This window comes from Candidatus Binatia bacterium (assembly GCA_036382395.1).
Lineage (GTDB): Bacteria > Desulfobacterota > Binatia > HRBIN30 > HRBIN30 > JAGDMS01.
Window position 1 is genome coordinate 1 of record DASVHW010000415.1, and the last position, 15697, is coordinate 15697.

Here is a 15697-nt window from a genome sequence, read left to right on the forward strand (position 1 = left end):
CGGTGGAACCGTGGCGGACTGGCTCACATCAAATATAAGTGCAGACAAAGCATGGGCCATCATCGACAAGGTATGGGATTATACCGGGGGATGGGACATGGACCTGGCCAGTATCCCTCCTGGTGGTGCTATGAGGACAAAATTAACATTGTGCTGGACCATGGGGGTTAAGATGAAATTGGCAGGGGTGGATTTGCCCGACGACTATACATCCCAGGCAGTTGAGGAAGAGGTTATGAAACCGGGAGACTACGACACCATCGCTGAGATAGGTTGGAAGAGGTTTATGTTCGAGGATTACCTGTACCGCATCATGGACATAACGCCGGAGGAGGTGGCCAACCTAATGGCGAATGCAGCACCGGGCTTCCTCAAGACGCTTGATAGGTGGAAGCGACGAGGAGTTGTCACCCTATATCCTGCCCACGGATTCCCTCTCCATCCCTTCTTCAGGTTTTCTATGGGCCGCTCTATGGTGAAATTCATCGAAGACCTGTACTACCACCCGAAGAAGGTGGAGCGGGCACTGAAGGTAGTCACCCGTGAGACGATTGAGCAAATAATCAATAGCTGCAAGATGTTAGGCACCAAGCTCGCTTTCATCGCCGAGGAGCGAGCCGAGGCCTCCTTCTTCTCCCTGCCGATGTTCGAGCGCTTCTGGTGGCCGTACACAATGGAAATAGTGGACGCCCTTTGGTCCGAAGGTATCGTTACCTGGTTCCACCTAGACCTGAACTGGGACAAGAATATTCCCTATTTCAAGCAACTGCCCCGCGGCTCGGCGATTCTTGCTCTGGATAGCAGCACCAATATCTTTGCCGCTAAAGAGGTGTTGCGAGGTCACTTGTGCCTGGCTGGCGACGTACATCCCGCATTGATGTCCTTGGGCAAGCCGGAAGAGGTGGAGGCCTACTGCAAGAGACTGATCGACGACGTCGGCGGCGATGGTGGGTTTATCCTGGGCACCGGCTGCGAGATGCCCACCGCCGTCAAACTCGATAACTGGAGGGCTATGGTCCAAACGGGCAGGACTTACGAGTTCTCTAAAAAATGAAATTTGCTGATCGTTTATCCACGGCGTATATGCGGGTCCGTCTGAGGTTTTTGGGATACGGCCGAGGGTGCGGGAATGTCTGATATTGGGTGAACATCCGTTTGTCCCCTGAGCAGCGGCGCAGGCGCCGGTTCTTGCGTTCACAAGCTCTTCCAACGTTGAGGAGGTTTCGAAGATCACGACAACCCACGGCGGTGAACTGGTTGCGCGAACCTTGGCGGCGGCCGGCGTCCGGCACGCGTTTGGCCTTCACGGTGGCCATCTCGATCCGATCCTGACCAGCATGGTGCGCCACGGCATCTCTCTGATCGACACCCGCCACGAGGCGGCGGCGGGGAATGCGGCGGAAGGTTACGCTCGCGCCACAGGCGGCCTCGGCGTCGCGTTCGCCACCGCCGGCCCCGGCTTCATGAACGTTTTTCCGGCGTTGGCGAACGCGTACGTGGACCGCATACCGATGCTGCTCCTGACCAGCTCGCCGCCACCGCGAGAGGCGGAGCTGAACGTGCTGCAGGGAGGCATCGATCAGATCGCTGCCGCGTCCGCCGTGACGCGGTGGGCGCACCGGGTCACGACGGCGTCGCGCATCCCCGACCTGGTTGCGCTCGCGATCCGACACGCGACGGCTGGGGTCCGCGGTCCGGTGGTTCTGGAGTTTCCCATCGACGTCCTTTCCCGTCCGGTCGACGAAGCGACCGCGAGCACGGCCACTCTGGTCGATATACAGCCGCCCGGCCCCTCGGCGCACGCCGTCGCCGTCGCCGCTGACCTGCTCGCGAGCGCGGAGCGTCCGCTGATCGTGATCGGCGGCGGCGCCGCCGTCTCGCCGGGCATGTCGGAGGCGCTGCGCGCGTTCGTTGAGCGAACGAAGATTCCCGTGGTCGTCTCCTCGTGGGGTCACGGCGTCCTGCCGTACGGCCATTCCTGCCTGCTGGGGGGTCCCGTGGAGTTCACGACGCTGGCGATGATTGGGCAGGTGCCCGACCTCATCATCCTCCTTGGTGCCCGGCGTGGCGTCATGCTCGGCGGTAGATCGACTTCGATGGTGCCAGCGTCGGCGCGCGTCGTGCACGTCGATATCGACGGGACCGAACCCGGGCGGATTGGGACGGTCGATCTCGCGGTCCGGTCAGATGCCGCCGAATTCGTTCGGGCACTGGCGACGAGTCGCAGCACTTGGCCGAATTGGGCCAAATGGAACGACGCCACGAAGGCCGCTCAGGGCGGGCACGCGTATCTCTACGCCGGCGACGACCCGATCGCCCCATCAGGCCGCATGCACCCGTACTTCGCGGCGAAGGCTGTAGTCGAGGCCTTGGACACGGAGACGATCGCCATCTACGACGGGGGAGAGCTAAGCGCGTGGATGTCGTTCTTTGCACGAGCCCACCGGCCGCGGTCATGGTTCGGGCTGGGGATGATGGGTGGGCTCGGCGTTGGCCCGGGCTTTGCGATCGGCGCGCAGGTTGCCAGGCCCGAGTCGCGTGTGGTCTTGTTGAGCGGCGACGGCGCCCTGGGATTCCATCTGCCGGAGTTCAACACCATGGTCCGACACAAGCTGCCGATCACGACGATCGTGTTCAACAACCAAGGGTGGGGCATGTCGCTGCACGGGCAGCAGGCGCTCTACGGAACGGAGACACGGGTCATCGTCGATCTGCCCGACACCCGCTACGACCAGATCGCAGCCGCATTCGGCTTGTACGCGGAGCGGGTCGAGCGGCCGGAGGAGATCGGTCCGGCGATGCGGCGAGCGTTTGATTCCGGCAAGCCGGCGTGTCTCGATCTCGCGATCGCACCTGAGATCGTGCACCCGATTATGCAGCAATTGAGCCAGGCGGTGCCGGAGGGACACACGCGCATCCCGTACTACGAAACGATCCCGCCCGGCGAGGCCTAGCCGCAATGCCAGTCAGTTAATTGAGGCCATCGGGGGAACGGCCCGCGTCTGGGCGGTGCCTTCTTGCGGTGATTGCTCATCTTGACTCACTACTGTCCGGCCAAAATGCGAACAAGGTCATACCACGGCGCCAAAAACGAGTTCGGCTCGATCGGCTGCCCGTTGATGTTGGTAAAGACCGGTGTCTCCGGGGTTTTGCTCCCGCGATCAACTCGCGGCTTGGGCGAACCAGTGAGGGTAGAAGCTCTTCGCCACGGCGTCGACGAGTTCGACGTAGAGACCGAACGGGGTCTCGTGGTAGGCGAAGGACCACATCTTGCCGTCGGCGTCGAGCCCGTGCGTGTGCAGAGGCAGGCCGAGCGCTTCGAGGCGGGCGGATTCGGCTTCCAGGTCGTCTGCCCACACGCCGATGTGGTGCCCTCTGAGGTCGCTGCCGGCCACCCAGAGGCTGCCTGGAGCTTCCTGGATCAGCTCGACGTGTACAGGCAAGGTGGAGTAGGTGAGGGATAGCTGCGGGATTTCCAAGATGCCGTCGCGCGTCCGCACCATGGCGCCGGGATAGTCCATTACGGGCGCCCACCTGATGCCCATTGCCTCACCGAGGACGGCCATCGCCCGATCGAGGTCACGAACGACGTACCCCGTGTGGTAGGCGCGGGCCGTGGGCCCCATAGTTGCGGCCAACAGGCCGAGCGAATCGGTTTCGTGTCTCGCGTCCATGATCGATGCGGCACTCTTCTCGCTTCAACGCTTCGTGGAGGGCCGGCCGGTGAGCGCGTCGAACTGCTGCTCGCCGTATATTTGCCTGCACAGACTGGAGAAGTCGTCGTGGTCGGAGACCGACAAGCCGCCGCACACGTTGTAGACCTGCCCGGTGACCCAGCGTGACAGGCTGCTGACGAGATAGAGAACGCTGTCCCCGATCTCCTCGGCGTCACCCGGACGGCCGAGTAACGTCCGGGAAACCACAGCCTTGAGCAACTGCTCATCAAGCGCCAGCGTCACGCCTTCGCTCATGACGAGCCCGGGCCGAATGCCGTTCACCCGGATGCCGAACGGGGCAAGCTCCTGCGCGGCGCAACGCACCAAGGCATCGAGGCCGGCCTTGGTCACGGTGTAGGGGGCCATGTAGAGCGCGGGACGGATCGCCGATTGCGAAGAGATGGCCACGATCGCGCCACCGCCGGAGTCCTTCATGGCTAGCGCGGCGTGCTTGATCGTCATGGCCGAGCCGACCACGTTGACGTCGAAGGAGTGGCGCCAGGAGTCGGGAGTCTGGGCGAGGATCGGGCCGGGGCTGCCGGAGCCTGCGTTGGCGACGGCGATGTCGAGATGGCCGGTTTTGTCGGCGGCCGCCTTGATGGCGGCGGCGACGTCATCCTCCACGGTCACGTCGCAGCAGATCCAGCGGATCTCGGCGCCCGTGCCGACGTCGGTTTCGAGCGCTCGCGCGGCCGTCTCGAGCACGTCCTTGCGTCGCGCTGCGATGGTCACCGTTGCGCCCGCTTGGAGCAAGCGGCGGGTGATGCCCAAGCCGATCCCGGTTCCGCCTCCGGTGACGAGCGCGGTCTGCCCACTCAGGGCCACGTTGATGCTCACCGTCTCCTACCTCTCGCTGGCGTCTGTCCTCTCCACTACGGGCAACGCATCCGGGGACGAACCGACGGTTGGCGCTACTTTCCAAATCGGGTTAGCGAGGTCGATTCGAACATCTTTGGGTTGATCGGGAGGCGGCGCACGGAGGCCGTGCCCACGTGCAGCCGTGGCCCCGCGCAGCTGGCCCGGTTGAACTTCAGGGCCTCCACGCAGAAGTATGCTGATGGGCCGTACCAGAGCCATTCCTGTGCTCCCGGCGGCCCCGCGAGATGGTTGCGTTCCAGCGTCACCGCATAATTCTGGAGGAGTTCGCCGTTCCACGAATACTTGCGGTTGTACACGCCCCCCCACATCTCCTGGTCGATCCACAATTCGATCTTGCCGTACAGGTAATACTTGTCGTGAGGCTCCGCCTCGATGACCCACACCTTCCGCTTGATGAACACCGGGTCCGTCGGCGCCCACGCCAGCCCGGTCCAGCCAGGCGTCCGGTACCCCACAGTCGGTGACTCCGGCTCGGGCACCATCAGCCAGCCACCATCCTTATACGGAACTGGTTGCGGCATGTCCGTTGGCAAGGTTGCTGGATCGGCGAAGGCCAGAGCCTCGCGTTGCCCAACGAACTTCCACGTGAAGTCTTCGACCTTGCCGTCGAAGAACCCGCCGTCGTCCTGTGAAATGTCGGAGCCGTAAGTGCCGTCCGACCGGTTTGCCGGGCTTACCGCGCGTACGCGGCGAAGAGCGGGCACGTACGCCCAGAGGGAGTCGCGTTTGTCGCTGTCGCGATAGCGCCAGGCCAGGGCAGCGGTACCATTGAGATCGGCCGGTGACGAGGCCACCGATAGCAGCTGCTCGGAGAGGTTCATTGGATTCTCCTTGGGCGTGAGTCGGGGGCCTTGGCCGTCATAGAAGAGGAAAGTGACGTCCTGAATCGTCTCACGGTCCAGGCTTTTGGGATTGAGTATCGCGATGTACGAGCTGTAGGAGGAATTGCCCGAGTTCCGCCAGTTGATCTGATTGTTCCACACGATCTTCGTCCCTGCCTTGGGATCGTTCGGATCGACGTGCGGGAACGGTATGCCGTAGAGGAAGCCGGGCTGCTTCCCGGTCCGCTTGTCGACAATCCCGCCGCGCTCGTCTACGTCCAGGTACTTGGCGTTCTCCACGCTGGTGGCCTCGAAATCGGGGTCCCAATGGTAGCGCTCCGTTGGGGCAGGTGCGATCTTGTTGCGGTACTCGCCACGCTCGTAATGCCTGAGAATCTCCGGTGGCAGCAGATCCTTGGCAAGCTGCCAGTTGCTTTGATCGAGAACGTCGCCGGCCTTGAGACCGGGAGCGACTTCCTCCGTGCTGCCGGCGAACAGTGGGGATGATCCGACCAGCGTCGCTGCGATTACGCAGCAGACGCCTCCCGCGAACGATAGACGCATAGCTGACCTCCCGCTTTTCAGCCTCCCGCTAGGCCATCCATTTCCATAAATCAAAGACTAAACATTGATCGCATCCATAGAGGCTTTGCATGGAGGTCATAACAGGTCAGCGTCCCTCGTAGCGTGGGGGGCGCTTCTGAGCGAAGGCCGTCATCCCTTCCTTGAAGTCCTTGCTCCGCGCGGTGAGCTCCAAGGCGAGAGCCTCGTTGCTGAGGGCATCGCTGAGATCCACATCGAGCGCCCGGTGCATGAGCCACTTGGTGAGGCCCAGTGCGATGGTGGCCGCACCCGCCAACTCGGTCACCAGCGCCTCGGTGGCGGGCTCGAGGTCGGCATCGGGCACGGCTGCATGGACGAGGCCCCACTCGGCCGCCCGCCGGCCGTCGATCTCACGGCCGAGCAAGAGGACCTCCTTGGCACGGGTCAGGCCGACTAGACGATGAAGCAAATACGTGCCGCCGCTGTCGGGGGTGAATCCGCGTTTGACGAAAGGCTCGACGAAACGGGCGGTCTCCGAGGCAATGGTGAAGTCTGAAGCAAGCGCGAGATGACAGCCGAGCCCGCTGGCCCAGCCGCGCACGCTGCAGACGATCGGCACTTGGACGTTGAGCATGGCGGAGATCAGGCGGTTTGCCCCGCGCGGCATCCGTCGCTGGATGTCCCCAGCGCGGGGCTTTTTGTCGCTCTCGGCGTTGACGGCTACGAGATCCATGCCGGCGCAAAAGTGCTCGCCTTCGCCGCTCAGCGCGATCACGCGCACGTCCTCATTGTCGGGGGCGTTCTCGATCCAGCCGATGAGCTGGACCAGCATGTCCCGCGTCATCGAGTTCCGCTTGTCCGGTCTTTGCAGGCGGATGCGGAGCACCGGCCCGTCCTGCTGGACACCGAGTTCGGGTATGGGTTCAGTCATCGGACTCCCTTGCTTGATCGACTGACACCGTGTCTGTCGTCGGATCCGTCTGAAAAAGTGCCCGGACGCCCTCCTCACTGACCTTCATCGACGCCGTCCGTGGGAGTCTCTCCACCACGCGAATCTCCTTCGGAACTTGGTAGGTGACGAGATGCTCGCGGGCAAACGCACGAAGCTGCTCGCCGTCGATCGGCGGGGCGCCCTCGTGGAGCTCCACGGCCGCCACCGGAACTTGCCCGAGGCGCGCATCGGCCAAGCCCACGACCGAGGCCTCACGGACGGACGGATGCATGTGGAGCACGCCGACCACCTCGGTGGGCGAGACCTTGAAGCCGCCGCGATTGATCACGTTGTCCGCGCGCCCTTTGATCCAGACGAATCCATCCTCGTCGATCGCCGCGAGGTCCGTCGTGCGTACCCAACCCGATCCGCTGCCGAGCTGCGCCGAGCGTGCCTCCAGCAATCCCGTCGATCCCGCCGGCAGCTCGCGACCGTCATCGGAGTGTACCACGCGCAACTGGCAGCCCGGGTGCGCGCGACCGGCGCTGCCGCGTTTGGTGCGCGCCCAGCGACGATGGTCCTCGATGGTCCACCCCGCGACACCGCCGGCGAACTCCGTGGCGCCGTACGACACCAGCACCGGTATGCCGTACTTCTCCTCGAAGGCGAGTGCCGTCTCGGGTGGCAAAGGCGCCGTGCCCGAGAGGACCGCTTTGATGCTGGAGAGTTCCTGGCGAGCGATGTCGGCGTCGAGCACCATGCGGAGCGCCGCCGGCACGAGGCTGACGGTCTTCGGGCGATGCCGTTTGACCAACTCCAGCCACGGAAGGACGCGGAACCGCTCCAGCAGTGCGATCGGTCGTCCGTCGGTGACACACTGCAGCGTGCGCCACAGCCCGCCGACGTGCACCAGCGGAGCGCTGATGATGGCGACCCCGTGACGCAGCGTCGCGGGCTCGTCATCGCCCTTGCGCCGCTCGTAGTGCGCCGCGCCAGCGAAGGACCGCTCCAGCGCGTCGTAGCTGAGCTTGACGCGCTTCGGCGGACCGGTGGTGCCGCTGGTCAGCATCTCCACGGCGATACCCGGAAGCAGCTCGTGGTGCGGGCCGTCGCCCAGCTGCTCGAGTCCCCGCACCGGCACCACGGGTGGTCCGGCGCCATCGCTGAGCGCCAGACCGACGCTGCCCGTCCTGATGGCGGCGCCGCGCAGCTCCGGCCGCTCCCACTCGTCGCGCCACGCGACGATCGCCTGCAGCCGGAGCGCACGCACATCGTCGGCGAGCTTCGCGTCGCCTTGGTGCGGGTTGACGGTGATCACACACCGTCGGGTGGCGAGCACGGCGAGCAATGCGCCCACCAGGCACGGCCGGTTGCGCAGCAGCAAACCGATGGGTGTGCCTGGGCCCAGACCGGCACCGTCCAGCGCCTGGTCGACGGCGTCGACAATTGCGGTCAACGCTCCCCACGAGTGCCACACACCTTCAAACTCGACGGCGCCTGCGGCCGGATTGATACGCAGCACGTCGCGGATTCGCTCGGAGATGTCCCTCGGCACCGGCAACCCCTCCAAGATTGCTATGCCTCCCCGACGCGTCGTGCGTCGGCGGCGAAGCGATCGGCAAGCATTTCCAGCAAGCCCTGTAGATCGGTTGCGCCGCCGGGCGGGTCGGGGAGCCGCACCGGACCGTGCTGCCGGCTCGGAAGCAGAATCGTGGCATGGCCGGGCGTGGTGACCTCGCCGCGCTGGTTCTGGCCCCACAGGTCGAGATCCACGGCGGGGCGGTCGCCTGCCGCGAGATACCTCCGCGTGACTCGTCCGCGCATCCAGTGCGTGTCACCGACGAAGTTGAAGGCTCGAAACTGACAGTCGAGTTTCCACAACCACGCGTCGTCTCCCATCCAGTCCGTGCACAAGTGAATCAGCCAGGTCTCGCGCATGCGGCCGTAATCGTAGGTGGTCGGGTTGCCGGCCTTGCGCGCGTACGCCGGGTCCCAGTGGCAACGCTGCATCGCGTCGGGGACATTCAGCTCGTCGCGGTGATAGAAGCGCGGGAGGCGCTGGCGGTTCTTGTACGCCAGGCGCAGCGCTCCGACGCCGTAGAGGCCCATGCCGACGCCCACGTGCCAGCAGATGATGTCGGTCACGGTGAGTGGCCCTTTGACCAGCGGGCCCACCTCGTCACCCTCGTTCACCTCCTCCCAGAAGCGGGGCTCGGCGCCGCGCGGTCTCTCGCGCGCGTACTGCGCGTCGATCGCGGCGAGCTGCTCGTCGGTGTAGGGCTCGATCGTGATGGAGCGGGACTCGCCCCGCTCCTGCGCCTTCTCGCGCTCGGTGCGGATCATGAGCCGGTACTGCGCCGACAGCAAGGCTTGCTGGTCGTCGCGAAACACCTGGGCGGTCCACTCGTGCACCGCGCGTTCGGCGAACTGGCTTTTCTTATCGAGCACGGCGACCAAGGCGTTTCGCCGGTATACCCGTCGGTTGGCGTGCAGGGGCCGCCACCACTCGCGGGCGCTTCCGGAGTAGAACGCGTGCACGCCGCCCAACGGATCGCCGCGCATCAGTTGCTTGGTCTCGGGCGTCAACTCCGACCCTTCATCGATGCCGATGAGCGTGTCGCCGCCGACCATCGCGGGCGGGGCGATCGGCGCGCCCCAACGGGTCCGTGCCGCGTATTCGGGATCGCACCACAAGGGGTTGTCGTCGCCGATGGCGCGCGCGAAGATCCGGAAGGCGTCGGCATTCGGGCACTCGTAGTGTGGTGGTTGAGGATGGGCGACCGGCACCGCAATGCGTTGCCGCAATCGCGCGATGCCTTCGTCCGTGATTCTCGCAGCGTCACTCCTGGCCATTGATCCTCCCACAGGGGTCGATCGCCCTGTATCCCGGCGCATGAGCCGGCTTAGTCGACAATCCCCGCGTCACGCAACTCCTGGATCCGCGGCGTGGTGTAGCCAACGTCGCGCAAGATCGTCTCGGTGAACTCTCCGAGCTGTGGGTCGACGTTGCGAATGGTGCCCGGCGTATCCGACATGTGGACCAGGATACCCGTCTGATCGACCTTGCCGCGAATCGGATGCGCCACTTCCTGAATCATGCCGCGCTGCCGGAGGTGAGGATCGGAGACCAGTTCGGCAATCGAATACACCGGGGCGGTGCACGTGTCGGCGTGCATCAGCAATGAGACCCACTCGGCGCGGGTCTTGCTCCGGAAGGTCTGGCGAAATCGCCTGAACATGTCATCGCGTCTCTCGCCCTCAGCGTACTGATGCGGGATGAGATCTTCCAAGCCGATGAGACGGCACAGGTTCTGGTAAAACCAGGGCTCGATGGCGCCCACGCTGACGTACTTTCCGTCCTTGGTCTCGTAGAGGTTGTACCAGGGATACTGGCCGGTGAGCAACGTCGCTCCTCGTCCCGGTTCGACGCCCGTGCTGAGGTACTCGTCGACCGCAACGGACATCATGTTGACGATGCCATCGGTGGCCGCGACGTCGAGAAACTGGCCGCGCCCGGTGTGCCGTCTGGCGACGATGGCCGCCAGGATGGCGATCGCGGCGTGCATGCCGCCACCGGCGCTGTCGGCCGCCGTCGCGCCAGGGATCACCGGTGGCCCGTCCATTGCGCCCGTCATGCCCACCGTGCCGCCAATCGACTGATAGTTGATGTCATGGCCGACCACGTCGCGGTACGGTCCGCTGGCGCCATAGCCAGTGAGGCAGCAGTACACAAGGCGGGGGTTCGCTTGTCGCAGGGCGTCGTAATGCACGCCCAGCCGTTCCGCGGCGGCGGGGCGGAGCCCGACCATGACGACGTCGGCTCGCTCCGCAAGCCGGCAGAAGACCTCAAGCCCTGGTGTGCTCTTGAGGTCGAGGCCGAGCACCTTCGTGTTGCGTCGCATCCCGTACGCCCAGAACGGCGCTTTCCACTGGGTCCGGCCGCGCTTCGCCATCACCGACGCCGCTTCGACAATGCGAACGACCTCCGCCCCAAGATCGGCCAGGATCTTGACGCAGTGGGCGCCCGGACCGACGTTGGTCAGGTCGACTACCTTGAGACCTTCCAGGGCCGCGCTCATCGCTTCACTCCCGGCTGACTATGGCCGGTGCAGCTCCTCGATCGACCGCCGCAGCCAGCCCTCGTCCCGTTGCAGCTCCGGTGCGCCGTCGATGAGGAAGGTGGAAAAGAGCCCCTGGCAGCGCTCCTTCACCTTCGACGTGAACTCGTCGCCAACCGCGACGATGGCGAACTCCTCCATCATCTCGTCGCTGATCAGTCGCGGCATTTCCCGCCACTTGCCTTCGAGCGAGAGCTGATGGAGCTGCATCCCCAGATCCGCCCAACCGTGGAACTTCAGCACCGAATGATAGGTCCGGGTGGAGGAGTAGAACGCGATGCGCTGCTTGACCGCTGCTTTCGCGGCCGCCAGTCCCTCCTGGCTGCGGCTGACGGCCAGAAACGGGCAGCCGACGACGTCGATGTTCCCAGGTTGGCGGCCGGCTTTCGCGCTGCCTTCGGCGATTGCTGGCAGGACCACGTCGCGCGTGTACCGAAAGGTGCAAAGCGGATGCAAGCGGATACCGTCGCACAACTCGCCGCCCAGACGGCACATGTACGGATTGACGGCCGCGAGGTAGATGGGGATGTGGGGATGCTCGATCGGCCCTGGATTGAAGAACGGCGTCATCATGCTGAACTGATAGTGCTTGCCGGTAAAATATGTCGGCTTCTTCGGGTCCTGGAAGCTCGCGAACATCGCCTTGAGACAGAGGAGGTAATCGCGCATGCGCGGGCCCGGCGGTGCGGTCCAGGGAGCGGCGTAGCGGCGCTCGTTGTGGCCCTTCACCTGCGTTCCCAGTCCCAACTGAAATCGTCCGCCGGAAAGCGCCTGTAGATCCCAGGCGACCTGTGCGGTTACCAGCGGGCTGCGCGGGAACGCAATGGCCACGTTGGTCGCGAGGCTGATGCGCCGGGTATGCTCGGCCGCGATCGCCAGCGGCACGAAGGGATCATGACCGGCCTCCGGTGTCGTGGCGCCGTCGAAGCCTAACTCCTCCACCTTGCGGGCCGCCGCCGCAATGGCGTCAACACGCATTCCGCCCGCGACCGTTCCGGCGTACTGCGCCGTGTCCGGGCTCAACATCGTTGTTTCAACTCGCATCGTCTCCTCTGTATCTTGCCGGTTGGGTTTCGTTTGGCATTCCGTCTATCCCAGCGACACGGACACTTGCAACACCGGCCCCGGAGTGCAAAGGAAGACGCCGGTTCTTGCGTGCCGCCCCTTTAGACTATGGACGCCAGTCTCACTGAGGAACAAGAAGCACTGCGCGACAGCGTCGCGCGACTGGCCGCGGATCTCGCTCCGCAGTCGCCGGCGCAGCTGCCGCCGGAGGGTTCGGGGAGAACCGAGTGGGCACAGCTCGGCCAGATGGGTCTGCTGGGAATGCGGATTCCGGAGTCTGCCGGAGGAATGCCGTTTTCGGGAGTCGAGGCTGTTCTGGCTGCTGAGGAACTCGGCAAGCGATTGGTACCGTTACCATTCATCGGTTCGGCAATTTGCTCGAGCGACCTGCTGGCCGCTGCCGGGGCGTCCACCGAGTTGCTGGAGTCGCTTGCCAGTGGGCGCGTGCGCTTGGCGCCCGTCCTCGACCCCACGCTCGCGCGGCTCGCGTTTCGAGGCGAGCCGGGTGTGGCGTGGGAAGCGAGAGGAGCGGACGCGGGGTTGGTCATCGACCGTGACTCGATGCGATTGGCGGCAGTGCGCCCGCAGGTGGTGCGCCTCAACGCCGTCGATCTGACGCGTGAGCTTCGCGTGGTGAATGCGGCGGCCGAGGCGGTGGACATTGGGGATCTGGGAGCAGCGCTGCCGGCGGACGCCGTGGACCGAGCGCTGGCCCTGACACTGGCGGCCATTTGCGGCGACCTCGTCGGCGTGATGCAGGCGGCCCTCGATCTCTCGGTGGCATACGTGTCCACTCGCGTGCAGTTCGGTGTGCCTGTGGGAACGTTCCAGGCGGTGCAGCACATGGCCGCGGAAGCGCAGGTGTCGGTCGAGGCCGCCCGTGGGCTGGCGTGGTACGCCGGATGGGCGGTCGAAGAGCTGGACGCGCCGGAGGCCTTACTCGCGGCGCGCACGGCAAAAGCCTATTGCTCGGAGCACGCGCGCGAGGTGACCGAGACGGCGCTGCAGTTGCACGGCGGCGTCGGCTTCACCTGGGAACACATGACTCACCTGCTCGTGCGGCGCGCGCTGATCGGCCGCCAAACACTGGGTGACGAGCACGCGCAACTCGACGCGATCGCCTCGTTCCGGTCGGTCGCACCGTTGTGAGCCGAGGGAGCACGGATGGATTTTCGCGATAGCCAGGAAGAGCGCGACTTCCGCATCCAGTTCCGGAGCTGGCTTGCCGAGCATGCCGCGCGCGAGCCGATTCCCGTGGGACCGGACTCGCGCGCGGCGTTCCTCTTTGCCTGGCACCGCCAGCTGTACACCGCCGGGTACGTGGGCCTGTCCTTTCCCGTCGACTCTGGAGGGCGGGGGCTGCCGGCCACCTACGAGGCCATCTTCAACGATGAGCTCGGAGCCGCGGGGGCTCCTTCAGGTCCGGCGTTCGGCCACATCGCCAACGCCATTCGGCTGTACGGCACCGAAGAGCAGCGGCGGCAACACCTTCCCGGCCTGCTGGCGAGTGAGGTCCGCTGGTGTCAGGGCTTCAGCGAACCGGGTGCGGGGTCCGATCTCGCCAACCTTTCGACGCGAGCGGAAGCCGTCGAGTCGAGCGGCGTCGTTACCAGCTACCGGATCACGGGGCAGAAGATCTGGACGAGCGAGGCGATCTGGTCCGACTGGTGTCTGCTCCTGGCGCGAACCGAGCCCGGGTCGCGCCGGCACCACGGCATCTCGGTGTTCTTGGTTCCGATGCGCACGCCGGGCATCGATTGCCGCGCCATCGTGACCGCCAGCGGCACTCGCGAGTTCGCCGAAGTGTTCTTCGACGATGCGGAAGTGGACGCGGCCAATCTGCTCGGCAAGCCCGGCCAGGGATGGGTGATCGCCATGTCGCTGTTGGGCTACGAACGCGGGCCAGCCGACATCGGTTGGGTGTCGCGCTTTGCGCGCACGCTTCGGATCCTCGAGGACGAGGGACGCGCGGGAACCCTCCGGAGAGAATCGACACTGCGGGCATCCTTGGCCAAGGCGTATGTCGATCTGCGTGCGCTCCAGGTGCAAGTGCAGCGTACGCTCACGAGCCGTAAAGACGGATCGACACCGGGTCCGGAGGGCTCGATCGACAAGCTGCTGATGACGCGTACCGACCAGAGCCTGCACCGTGCGATGATGGATCTCCGCGGAGCCGCCGCCCTGCTCGACGACGGTCTCGACCTCGACCTCTATTTCTGGTCGCGGGCGCAGTCCATCTTCGGGGGCACGTCGCAGATCCAGCGCGACATCGTTGCGCAGCGCGTGCTCAAACTGCCGCGTGCAGGGAAATAGCGAAGGCGGCGGCGGGCCGCGAGCCGGGCAACGGCCCGGCCGGACTCACGCTCGTGCCTGCGTTCACAAAGCTCACCCCGCTGCCCGGCGAATGGCACTCTCAATTGGCTGAGAAAGTTCGATACGCATGAAGAACTTGTCCGGGTAGAGATAGTCTTCGCCGGATTCATCGATGACTCGGATCAGCCCATGCTCCGCGCCCTGCGGATCGGGCAGGACCTCATAGATCTTTCGCAGCTCCAGCGACGCCGGATACCCTGTGTTACGAACGCACACCGCAAACTGCCGCTCTTTGCTTGCCCGTCGTCTCATGTTCGATCATCCCAATAGACGCTTGATTCTGAGTTCCTTCTTACCAACTCCCGTAGCTTCATACCAATGCAACTCGGCCTCCGCGACGAACCCGTCGTCGAGTCGCACGGTGGCCACACCTTTGCGCTTTCGCCAGCGCCCCCGGCCATACAGCCGGCGCAGCCGCGGAAGGTCCCGTATCGATGGGCCGACCGCGAAGGTCTGGGCGTTTCGGATCGCGCCGATGATCTCGAAGCCCATGAGCGTGGAGGACTTATCACCTGTGCATCGAGTGCGCTAACGGCTTGCGCGTGAGCCGCCGGCGCACCGGCGTTCGCGATTGGCAGCCAAGCTCACGCCGGTCGGCTCGACGCGCGGGTTGGGCAGAGCTTGTGCGATGCGTGTCATCAGCTACCTCGAAGAAGGTTCACGACCGCATCGACGATCTGCGTGAGCCACACCGGCTTCAATGCAGCAACCGGCGCCACAATCAGGTTGCGATTAGCGGTGAAGAGTTTGCCGGGTCGGGCATAGCTCGTGACACGAAGTGCCCCGGTAGTGAAGCTGACGTCCTCAAGCTTGATTGCGCGCGCGTCACCGTACGAGTTGCTTGTCACCTGGCACAGAATCCAATCCCCGCGACCGGCCCCGGCAAGTACGACAGCCGGACGCAACTTCGTCTGCGAGAGATCCGAGAACGGAAAGCGGACGAGAACTACCGCACCTGCTGTAGGTGCGACCACGCTTCGTCCTCCTCGGGTCGGTTCCAGTCCTCAGCAAGTGCCGCCTCACTGAGCAGCGCGCTCTCCGGCACGCCGGCACCGGGACGTTCCTCCAAGATGGTCACGAGCGCCCGCCGGGCGGCAGGAAGCTGGACGGGTTCCAGCAGTCGCACATTTCCCTGCTCATCAATCACAGCTTCGACTGTTCGAATCATGATCTCACTCTCCGGGCGGAGTCTACACGATCCGGCCACCCCTGCCTAACGAGCTTGTAGGAAAACCCCGAAAACGCACCTCT

16 protein-coding genes are annotated in these 15697 nt (G+C 64.8%); 4 read left to right on the forward strand and 12 right to left on the reverse strand.

Translation table 11 applies throughout. The features are described 5' to 3' along the window. Both VF515_20410 and VF515_20415 read left to right on the forward strand, forming a co-directional pair. A partial coding sequence (locus tag VF515_20410) for a uroporphyrinogen decarboxylase family protein (protein ID HEX7409988.1) occupies positions 1-1054 on the forward strand: 1054 nt, incomplete at its 5' end. 199 nt (positions 1055-1253) lie between these two features. Beyond that, the gene (locus tag VF515_20415; protein HEX7409989.1) at positions 1254-2954 is read left to right on the forward strand and encodes a thiamine pyrophosphate-binding protein; all 1701 of its coding nucleotides are present in this window, start codon (positions 1254-1256) and stop codon (positions 2952-2954) included. Between the two features lie 207 nt (positions 2955-3161). On the opposite strand, the gene VF515_20420 is transcribed toward VF515_20415, so the two are convergent. The 8 genes from VF515_20420 to VF515_20455 form a co-directional block, all read right to left on the reverse strand. After that, a complete protein-coding gene (locus VF515_20420; GenBank protein HEX7409990.1) occupies positions 3162-3674 on the reverse strand; it encodes a VOC family protein in 513 nt (170 codons plus the stop codon). Positions 3675-3698: 24 nt separating this feature from the next. Next, complete coding sequence (locus VF515_20425; GenBank protein HEX7409991.1) at positions 3699-4553, reverse strand: SDR family oxidoreductase; 855 nt, start codon at positions 4551-4553, stop codon at positions 3699-3701. A 74-nt stretch (positions 4554-4627) separates the two neighbouring features. Continuing rightward, a complete protein-coding gene (locus VF515_20430) occupies positions 4628-5980 on the reverse strand; it encodes a DUF1329 domain-containing protein (protein ID HEX7409992.1) in 1353 nt (450 codons plus the stop codon). A 106-nt stretch (positions 5981-6086) separates the two neighbouring features. Further along, positions 6087-6890 carry an enoyl-CoA hydratase-related protein gene (locus VF515_20435; GenBank protein ID HEX7409993.1) on the reverse strand — a complete coding sequence of 268 codons (804 nt, stop codon included), beginning with the start codon at positions 6888-6890 and terminating at the stop codon, positions 6087-6089. Then, on the reverse strand, positions 6883-8445 hold the full coding sequence (locus VF515_20440) for a fatty acid--CoA ligase family protein (protein ID HEX7409994.1): 1563 nt from the start codon (positions 8443-8445) through the stop codon (positions 6883-6885). The genes VF515_20435 and VF515_20440 overlap by 8 nt, the downstream gene beginning before the upstream one ends. Before the next feature lie 20 nt (positions 8446-8465). After that, complete coding sequence (locus VF515_20445) at positions 8466-9743, reverse strand: MaoC family dehydratase N-terminal domain-containing protein (GenBank protein HEX7409995.1); 1278 nt, start codon at positions 9741-9743, stop codon at positions 8466-8468. A 50-nt stretch (positions 9744-9793) separates the two neighbouring features. Then, a complete protein-coding gene (locus VF515_20450; protein HEX7409996.1) occupies positions 9794-10969 on the reverse strand; it encodes a CaiB/BaiF CoA-transferase family protein in 1176 nt (391 codons plus the stop codon). Between the two features lie 18 nt (positions 10970-10987). Beyond that, positions 10988-12052: a TIGR03617 family F420-dependent LLM class oxidoreductase gene (locus VF515_20455; protein ID HEX7409997.1), complete on the reverse strand. Its 1065-nt coding sequence runs from the start codon at positions 12050-12052 to the stop codon at positions 10988-10990. A 129-nt stretch (positions 12053-12181) separates the two neighbouring features. On the opposite strand from VF515_20455, the gene VF515_20460 reads away from it, so the two are divergent. Beyond that, positions 12182-13222: an acyl-CoA dehydrogenase family protein gene (locus VF515_20460; protein HEX7409998.1), complete on the forward strand. Its 1041-nt coding sequence runs from the start codon at positions 12182-12184 to the stop codon at positions 13220-13222. 15 nt (positions 13223-13237) lie between these two features. Continuing rightward, a complete protein-coding gene (locus tag VF515_20465) occupies positions 13238-14386 on the forward strand; it encodes an acyl-CoA dehydrogenase family protein (GenBank protein ID HEX7409999.1) in 1149 nt (382 codons plus the stop codon). Between the two features lie 72 nt (positions 14387-14458). Here VF515_20465 and VF515_20470 read toward each other — a convergent pair whose 3' ends face one another. The 4 genes from VF515_20470 to VF515_20485 form a co-directional block, all read right to left on the reverse strand. Then, positions 14459-14698, reverse strand: coding sequence for a hypothetical protein (locus VF515_20470; GenBank protein ID HEX7410000.1), 240 nt, complete (start codon positions 14696-14698; stop codon positions 14459-14461). A gap of 6 nt (positions 14699-14704) precedes the next feature. Further along, complete coding sequence (locus VF515_20475) at positions 14705-14938, reverse strand: hypothetical protein (protein HEX7410001.1); 234 nt, start codon at positions 14936-14938, stop codon at positions 14705-14707. Between the two features lie 146 nt (positions 14939-15084). Next, positions 15085-15420 carry a type II toxin-antitoxin system PemK/MazF family toxin gene (locus tag VF515_20480; GenBank protein HEX7410002.1) on the reverse strand — a complete coding sequence of 112 codons (336 nt, stop codon included), beginning with the start codon at positions 15418-15420 and terminating at the stop codon, positions 15085-15087. Next, the gene (locus tag VF515_20485) at positions 15393-15614 is read right to left on the reverse strand and encodes a hypothetical protein (protein HEX7410003.1); all 222 of its coding nucleotides are present in this window, start codon (positions 15612-15614) and stop codon (positions 15393-15395) included. The genes VF515_20480 and VF515_20485 overlap by 28 nt, the downstream gene beginning before the upstream one ends. Positions 15615-15697 lie beyond the last annotated feature (83 nt).

What these genes read in the sequence shown, in the direction of transcription:
- VF515_20420 (HEX7409990.1), bottom strand. Translation starts at nt 3,674, where the DNA reads ATGGACGCGAGACACGAAACCGATTCGCTCGGCCTGTTGGCCGCAACT.
- VF515_20430 (HEX7409992.1), bottom strand. Translation starts at nt 5,980, where the DNA reads ATGCGTCTATCGTTCGCGGGAGGCGTCTGCTGCGTAATCGCAGCGACG.
- VF515_20435 (HEX7409993.1), bottom strand. Translation starts at nt 6,890, where the DNA reads ATGACTGAACCCATACCCGAACTCGGTGTCCAGCAGGACGGGCCGGTG.
- VF515_20445 (HEX7409995.1), bottom strand. Translation starts at nt 9,743, where the DNA reads ATGGCCAGGAGTGACGCTGCGAGAATCACGGACGAAGGCATCGCGCGA.
- VF515_20450 (HEX7409996.1), bottom strand. Translation starts at nt 10,969, where the DNA reads ATGAGCGCGGCCCTGGAAGGTCTCAAGGTAGTCGACCTGACCAACGTC.
- VF515_20455 (HEX7409997.1), bottom strand. Translation starts at nt 12,052, where the DNA reads ATGCGAGTTGAAACAACGATGTTGAGCCCGGACACGGCGCAGTACGCC.
- VF515_20460 (HEX7409998.1), top strand. Translation starts at nt 12,182, where the DNA reads ATGGACGCCAGTCTCACTGAGGAACAAGAAGCACTGCGCGACAGCGTC.
- VF515_20465 (HEX7409999.1), top strand. Translation starts at nt 13,238, where the DNA reads ATGGATTTTCGCGATAGCCAGGAAGAGCGCGACTTCCGCATCCAGTTC.
- VF515_20470 (HEX7410000.1), bottom strand. Translation starts at nt 14,698, where the DNA reads ATGAGACGACGGGCAAGCAAAGAGCGGCAGTTTGCGGTGTGCGTTCGT.
- VF515_20475 (HEX7410001.1), bottom strand. Translation starts at nt 14,938, where the DNA reads ATGGGCTTCGAGATCATCGGCGCGATCCGAAACGCCCAGACCTTCGCG.
- VF515_20485 (HEX7410003.1), bottom strand. Translation starts at nt 15,614, where the DNA reads ATGATTCGAACAGTCGAAGCTGTGATTGATGAGCAGGGAAATGTGCGA.